Source organism: Streptomyces sp. NPDC031340 (assembly GCF_055569945.1).
Map to the genome: position 1 here is coordinate 24,308 of NZ_JBVIIE010000082.1, position 6,873 is coordinate 31,180.

The following is a 6,873-nucleotide window of genomic DNA, read 5'->3' on the forward strand; positions in this document are numbered from 1 at the left end:
CTGGGCGGATGCGCGCATCATGCGTTCACGGAAGGTCTCGCATCTCCGGCGCTGCGCGTCGAAGCCCCCCGGCCACCTAACCGGGATGCGCCTCCCGGAAAACTATACGGGATGAGCATCCCGTTTGATGTCGCCGACCGACGAGAGGAATCCGCGGCCGGGACAGCGGCCGGTGTGAGTCTCCGGGCCGTTCCGCCGACCTCGTCGAGGCCGCCGCCACCGACTGCTGGAACCCGCCTGCACCGGAAGTTCCGTACGCGCGGCCCTCGATGTGCAAGTTTCCGCGGGCACCGTCTCTCGCATGCGGGCGGCCTATGATCAGGCTGTCCGTCCCGGTCGAGGTGCCGGACCGGCATCCAGACCATAGAACCGGAGGTGAGCCTCGTGCGCGCGGATGCCGAGCGCAACCGCAAGCGGGTACTGGAAGCGGCCAGGGAGGCATTCGCCTCGGCGGGTCTCGCCGTGCCGGTGGCTGAGATCGCCCGGCGGGCCGGGGTCGGGACCGGGACTGTCAGCAGGCACTTCCCCACGAAGGAGTCGTTGTACGAGGCGGTCGTGCTGCATCTCATCGAGGAGCTCGCCCATGCGGGGCGGGACCTTGCCGCAACGGGCGAACCGGCCACGGCCTTCTTCGAGTTCTTCGCCCTCCTCGTCGAGCAGGCGGCCGCCAACCGTGGCTTGGGCGAGGCGCTGGCCGGTGCGGGCTACACGGTTGAAGCAGCAGCTACCTGGGAGAACGACCTCACGGCTGTGGAGGACTCCTTGATAGCCGCCGCCCGGGAGGCGGGTACGGTGCGAGCCGATCTGACCCGCGCAGATGTCAAGGCTCTTCTGGCTGCCTGCATGCTCCGCGAACAGGGTTCCCCCGACCCGGAAACCCGACGACGCATGATCGACATGTCGTGCGCCGCCATGCGCCCACAGCGGTGACCCGGGCGCTCGGTGTGCCCCACGGCGGTCGACTCAGCGGGACGACGCTCCCTCCGGTGCGAACCGGTACACGCGCCGCTGGGCCGCGGCCGGCGCCCGTCGGGACACCTGCTGCAAAGTGAACCGGCGGCACTCCTCGGTGACACACCCGCAAGGGCACCGACATTGTCTTTGCGGACGCCGACGACTCTGCTGCCTAATCCTGTGTTCGGGCTGCGAGTTGGCGGCTGAGACGGGTGAGTCTGCTGGTCCGGGGCGTGAAGGACGGTTGGCCGGGGTTCCAGTGGGCGTCGTGGCTCACAGACGCAGACTAGGGCCTGCCCGCAGCTGCTGACGCCGCATTGCGCAGGACCCGGCGAGAGGGTTGATCGCCGGGTCCTGCGCGTCGTTGTTGGTGCTGGTCGGGATCCTGGCTGGAACAGTTCGAGCAGGCGTTCCTTGCTGCTGGGCGCCGAGGCCAGGACGCGCCGGCGGTCGCAGATGCCAAGGTCGGCCATGAGCTGGCCGACGCGTCTCAGGGTGGAGTGGGGCCGATAGGGTTGAGGACGTACGTGGGGTTGCAGGCCTGGGCGGTTCGCCGTTCCTCGATCAGGACGCGGAGGGGTGGCGATGGCGCGGCTTCCACACGTCGCAGCGAACGACCTGGACTTGCTGGGCGTGGCCATGCCCGCCCTGCGCGAGCTGAAGGTGACGCTGACCCGAGGCGGGTCGAAGTATCACCTTCCCTGAGATGAGAAGCGCTTCCGCCTCGGCGGCGGCTGTCGGCACCAGGGACTGCCGGAGTTCGCTCAGCCCTTCCCGCTGATGGGGGTGATCGGCGAGATCTGGAAGCGCTGCTACGTCACGCTCCCCGACGCCGCCGATGTGCTCTGGCGGACGACTGCACTCGTCGCGGCTCACGCCGCTGAGCTGCCGCCGCCGGCGACACGGAAGAACACCGCAGCCTCAAGCGGGCGCTGGCCGCTGCCGCGCGGCAGACCGGCCACCAAGCGGAACTGGAAGCCGGTGCCGCGCATGGTGGCTGGCGGGCCGACGTGCTCGTGACCGCCGCAGCAGGCCGGCGGACCGCACTGGAGGCGCAGGTGTCCTCCGCGCCCGTCGACGACGTCCTCGCCCGCACCCGCCACTACCAGGACGACGAGGTCGCCGTGGTGTGGTTCACGCACCGCGGCGCGCGCTGGCTCGACCACGTACCCGCCGCCCGCCTGTACCGGCCCGGAGCGCCGGATGGACCGTGGAGCCGCCTGTACCCGCTCGTGAGCCGCTTCAGCGTCGTGGCCTGCGCGGAGGTCTGCGACCCGAGCCCGTTCTGGCACAGTCCCCTCCACGCCAACTGGGACCACGCTGAGGAACGGGACCTGGCCCAGTTCGTCGCCGACGTCCTGCACGGCCGCCTCGTCCCCAGAACGACGACCACCGCCCTGGGCACCCGCTACGACGGCTGGGCCACCCCCGGCGACGTCGAGGCGGCCGCCGAACACGCCGCATCGGGCCAGACCGCGCCGCCCGCAGCAGCAGGGCGGTGCCGGCCGACGACATCAACTCCGCCCCGAGGCGCGCGGCGCGCCGACGGCACCTGACGCGACACGCCGGGCGCCGGCCCGTGTCGGCCCGGCCGGTGCACCGCCGTCCGGGCCGCGACGACGTGGTGGCGGTCATGCAGATGGACAGCCCGCGGCGAACGGGCCGTATGGCGGCGGGCGTTGTGCGCCCTTCCGTTGCCGATGGCGGGCCGTACGGCCGTGACGGTGTCCCGGCGTCCGGCCGGGCGCCGGGGATCGGTGCCGTGAGGCACCGACGGAGCGTGCTGGATGTGCTGGGAGCCGCAGCGTCGTACGGCCGTTGGCGCCGTGAGCCACCGATGGCCCGGCGGCGGGGGTACCGGACGCTGATCTCGCCGCGGCCCGCACGCCGTTCACGGCCGGCGCCTACGCCTGGCTCAGCCGGCTGCTGCTGCACCGTGCACAGCACCGAGCAGGGCCAGGCCGGCGCCGCCCGGGCCGCCGAGGCGTGAGTGCTCACCTCCCAGCTCGCGGTCAAGCAGGACCGCACCGAGGCCGCCGGAGCCTACGCGAGCCGGGCCGGCGCCGCGGCCCGCCGCTCCGGCAACCCGGTGGTGCTCGCCGTCGCGGCCCGCGCGGCCGCGACCCCGCTGCGCCGCACCGGCGAGGCCCTGCACCTGCTGACGGAGGCGCGCACCCACCTGACCACGGGCTCCCGGCCCACCGCCGCCGAGATGGAAGCGGCGGGCATGGCGGCGCTCACCGCCGCCCACGCCCACCAGCCCGCCACGGCCCACGACTTCACTGCCCAGGCCGAACAGGCAGCCGCCCGCGTCGCCCGCCACCCGTACGCCGCAGCCGGCCGCCCCCGTTATGTTCTTCGAGGTCCTGCAAGAGGGCCGCTGGCCTCCGGGCCCGGCATGACTGTTGCCCCCTGTCGAGTCGATGACAATGCCGTTGCTTTTAGTGGTCGTGCCATCGGTGGTTCAGGGTGACGACGACCGGGGAACGGCGGTGGCTTGCGGGTTCTCCGGGGGGCTTGCTGCCGTAGCCGGTGATGCAGGAGCGGATCTTGCGGGGGCAGTCACGGGGTCGGCGGCGGGGTAACAAGCTGCGGCCGATCTCGGCGAGCCCGAGGCGACGGTCGCGTCTGCGGGCGGAGGGGGGAAAAGCCGCTCGGCGAGATCACCGTGCGGCGGACGATGTGCAGGGCCCGGGTGAACGAGGTCCGCTCTGCCGTACTGCGGTGGAGTCGGGCGGCTTCGTCCAGCAGATCGCGGGTGGCATGGTGCACGATCAGGTGCGCGTAGGTCTCTTGCCGCACCCCGTCCGGGGTCTGTGACCTCAGGACCGGCCGGCCGCGCTGGTGGGTCTTGATTTCGTCGAAGACCAGCTCGATCTCCCATCGCCGCGCGTAGAGCGCGGCAAGCTCAGCGGCCGGGTACTTTCCGTGATCGGTCAGGCTGGTGATCAGCCGGATGATGTCCGGCTGGCCGTCGATGCGGTACTCGATGACCCGGACCAGGGCTGGTGGGGCCTTGACCGTCCCGGCCGCCTTGCTGTGCTTGTTCGCCTCGATCCGGGCCAGGTAACTGCCGTCGGACAGAACGTCCTGGACTCTCCGGGCCTTTCGCCGTTCGATCCGCCACAGCAGGTGAGTGCCCTGGTCGCGCAGCCGGTGCCAGCGGGCCAGGCCCCACAGCCCGCGGTCGGCCAGCAACAGCGTCCCGCTCCCGACGTGGGCGTCCAGGGCGTCGGAGACGATCCGTTCGGACTCCTTGAACCCGCCGATCACGGCGTCGAGCACCGCGTGGGAGGAACACTCGGCCACGGCGACCACGCGGGCCTGCGGATACCCCATCGGAGCGCGCTGTGATCCCGACTTGCCGAAGGCGTCGTTGTTCGCCGCCGAGTCCGGCACGGCCAGCAGCGTCCCGTCCAGGGCCAGCACCCGCAGCCTGCGGAAGAGATCGTCTTCCCTGCCCCGTGGCCGGGCCACGGCTCGGAACAATTCCCGCATCACGGTCCATCCCAGCCGCTGCCGGGCCCTGGTCAGTGAGGACTTGTTCACCCCCGTCCAGGGCCGCAGGCCCGGATCGCCGGTCTTCACCAGGCGCAGAACCTCCAGGTAGTCGGCCTGCGGGAACAAGCACATTGCCAGCACGAAGTACACCGTGAACCGAGCGGACAACAGACGCCGGCGCTTCTCCGAGCGACCGGCCTCATTGACCACCCGGTCCACCAGCTCTGGCGGGCACGACCGGGTCAAGACTCCCAGCCCCAGCCGCTCCAGACGGGATATCAGCACACCGGCTCAACCGGTCGACAGCACCAAAGGCAACGGCATTGGAGTCGATGACCTGGGGGGTGGTGTCACCGGGCCCGAGGGGCGCCGTCACAGACGCTGACCAGAGGTCCGGCCACCGCCCGGCCCGGCGCAATGCCGGGCCACTCGCGGGCGGCAGGTCTGCATAACGTGGATGCGCGCGAACGGCCCCAACGCCGAGGCCGGCACAGCATCGACGCATGTGGGGGCACGGTGATCGACATCGACGAGATGGGCGTCTTCCTCGGCCTGGACGTCGGCAAGAGCAACCATCACGGCCACGGACTCGTCCCGGCCGGGAAGAAGGTCTTCGACAAGGCCCTGCCGAACGGCGAACCGCAGTTGCGGGCCGTCTTCGACAAGCTCAAGGCCAAGTTCGGCACCGTCCTGGTGGTCGTGGACCAGCCCGCCTCCATCGGCGCCCTCCCGCTGACCGTCGCCCGGGATGCCGGCTGCAAGGTCGCCTACCTGCCCGGACTCGCCATGCGCCGGATCGCCGACCTCTACCCGGGCGAGGCCAAGACCGACGCCCGCGACGCGGCCGTCATCGCGGACGCCGCCCGCACCATGCCCCACACCCTGCGCTCCCTCGAACTCGCCGACGAGATCACCGCCGAGCTGACCATGCTGGCCGGCTTCGACCAGGACCTGGCCGGCGAGGCCAACCGCACCTCCAACCGCATCCGCGGCCTGCTCACCCAGTTCCACCCCTCGCTGGAACGCGTCCTGGGCCCCCGCCTGGACCACCCCGCCATCACCTGGCTCCTGGAGCGCTACGGATCCCCGGCCGCTCTGCGCAAAGCCGGCCGCCGCAAACTCGTCGAGGTCATCCGCCCCAAGGCCCCGCGCATGGCCACCCGGCTCGTCGACGACATCTTCACCGCCCTCGACGAACAGACTGGCTACGTAGGTCAGAACGAAGAGCACTTGTCGGTGGGAGCTGGGAACAGATGGCTGCTGCTGGGCCGTCGAATGTTGATGAGAATCAGCAACGGTCCTTGGCCACGGAATCGTGATGTCGTCAACGTGTCGACGTCCGTATCCTTCGGCGGATGAGTCTGATCGAGGTGGGGCCAGGGCAAGCTGAGCTCGTCGTGCGGGGGCCGGGGGCGCTGGCGACCTCTGTCCGGTTGTTCGACTGGTCGCGTGCGGATGAGTACGAGTCCGTCTTCGCGGTGGAGGCCGTTGCTGATGGTGTGCGTGCACGGCTCGAGAATGTGACCGTCACCGTCTGGGATGACATGAGTGAGTTCTTCGACGGCCTCGCGCGCGACTTTCGTGGCTGGGAGGGGGAGCGGGTCTGGATCAACAACCACCTGGTCGTGACGGCGACCTTCGGCTCGGGTGGTCATGTGTATCTGGACTGGACGCTTCGGTCCGGCTTCTTTCCCGGTGACTGGAAGTGCACGGTGACGACCGTGATCGAAGCCGGTGAAGGGATGACGGCTGTAGCTGCGGACCTGCGGGAATTTCTGCGCCAGGGGTAGGTCGCCCACGTCGCCCGGCAGGCACTCCCGCGTCCGGTTCAGCCGACGGCCTGCTGCTCCGCGCGGGCGCGGGTGGTGGCGAGACGGTAGGAGTCGGTGCCAGTCTCGATGATGTTGCCGCCGAAGGTGAGGCGGTCGACGATGGCCGCGCAGAGGCGGGGGTCGGTAAAGGTCTTGGTCCAACCGCTGAAGGACTCGTTGGAGGCGATGGCGACGCTGTTCTTCTCCTCGCGTTCGGTCAGGACCTGGAAGAGGAGTTCGGCGCCGCGGCGGTCGAGTTCCATGTAGCTGAGCTCGTCGATGCAGAGCAGGTCGACTCGGCCGTAGCGGGCGATGGTTTTGGTCAGCTGCTTCTCGTCGGCGGCTTCGACCAGCTCGTTGACCAGCTTGGTCGCCAGGACGTACTTGACTCGGTAGCCGGCCATCGCGGCCTCGGTGCCCAGGGCGATCAGCAGGTGAGACTTGCCCGTGCCGGAGTCGCCGATGAGGCAGAGAGGCAAGCCCTTCTTGATCCACTCGCACTTGGCGAGGGTAGGGACTGCTGCAGGGTTGGGTGACACCTGACCTGGCTTGCTGAGAGGCGGCCTGGAAGGATGTCGCAGTGCCCAAGCCGTATCCCAAGGAGTTC

6 protein-coding genes and 2 pseudogenes are annotated in these 6,873 nt (G+C 70.1%); 6 read left to right on the forward strand and 2 right to left on the reverse strand.

Going from position 1 to position 6,873, the window contains the following annotated elements; translation table 11 throughout:
• Positions 1–375: 375 nt before the first annotated feature.
• The 4 genes from ACZ5GT_RS38020 to ACZ5GT_RS38035 all read left to right on the forward strand — a co-directional run bounded on the left by ACZ5GT_RS38020 (position 376) and on the right by ACZ5GT_RS38035 (position 3,427).
• Positions 376–930 (forward strand): TetR/AcrR family transcriptional regulator, encoded by a 555-nt coding sequence (locus tag ACZ5GT_RS38020; protein WP_469035751.1) that lies wholly within the window; start codon positions 376–378, stop codon positions 928–930.
• A gap of 810 nt (positions 931–1,740) precedes the next feature.
• A complete protein-coding gene (locus ACZ5GT_RS38025) occupies positions 1,741–1,974 on the forward strand; it encodes a hypothetical protein (RefSeq protein WP_469035754.1) in 234 nt (77 codons plus the stop codon).
• Positions 1,887–2,510, forward strand: coding sequence for a competence protein CoiA family protein (locus ACZ5GT_RS38030; RefSeq protein WP_469035763.1), 624 nt, complete (start codon positions 1,887–1,889; stop codon positions 2,508–2,510). Before ACZ5GT_RS38025 ends, ACZ5GT_RS38030 begins: the two co-directional genes overlap by 88 nt.
• Before the next feature lie 434 nt (positions 2,511–2,944).
• Positions 2,945–3,427, forward strand: a complete 483-nt coding sequence (locus ACZ5GT_RS38035) for a hypothetical protein (protein WP_469035756.1) — start codon at positions 2,945–2,947, stop codon at positions 3,425–3,427.
• An 89-nt stretch (positions 3,428–3,516) separates the two neighbouring features.
• On the opposite strand, the gene ACZ5GT_RS38040 is transcribed toward ACZ5GT_RS38035, so the two are convergent.
• Entirely contained in the window at positions 3,517–4,740 is a 1,224-nt protein-coding gene (locus ACZ5GT_RS38040; protein WP_469035758.1) for an IS4 family transposase, read from the reverse strand.
• 249 nt (positions 4,741–4,989) lie between these two features.
• Here ACZ5GT_RS38040 and ACZ5GT_RS38045 point away from each other — a divergent pair.
• Positions 4,990–5,658: pseudogene (locus tag ACZ5GT_RS38045) on the forward strand (IS110 family transposase); the annotation flags it as partial.
• Between the two features lie 152 nt (positions 5,659–5,810).
• Positions 5,811–6,245, forward strand: coding sequence for a DUF6228 family protein (locus ACZ5GT_RS38050; RefSeq protein WP_469035761.1), 435 nt, complete (start codon positions 5,811–5,813; stop codon positions 6,243–6,245).
• Between the two features lie 38 nt (positions 6,246–6,283).
• On the opposite strand, the pseudogene ACZ5GT_RS38055 reads toward ACZ5GT_RS38050, so the two are convergent.
• A pseudogene (locus ACZ5GT_RS38055) lies at positions 6,284–6,796 on the reverse strand (ATP-binding protein); the annotation flags it as partial.
• Between the last annotated feature and the right edge of the window lie 77 nt (positions 6,797–6,873).

Excerpts from the sequence above, each read along its gene's own strand:
- ACZ5GT_RS38050 (WP_469035761.1), top strand. The coding sequence starts at position 5,811 with ATGAGTCTGATCGAGGTGGGGCCAGGGCAAGCTGAGCTCGTCGTGCGG.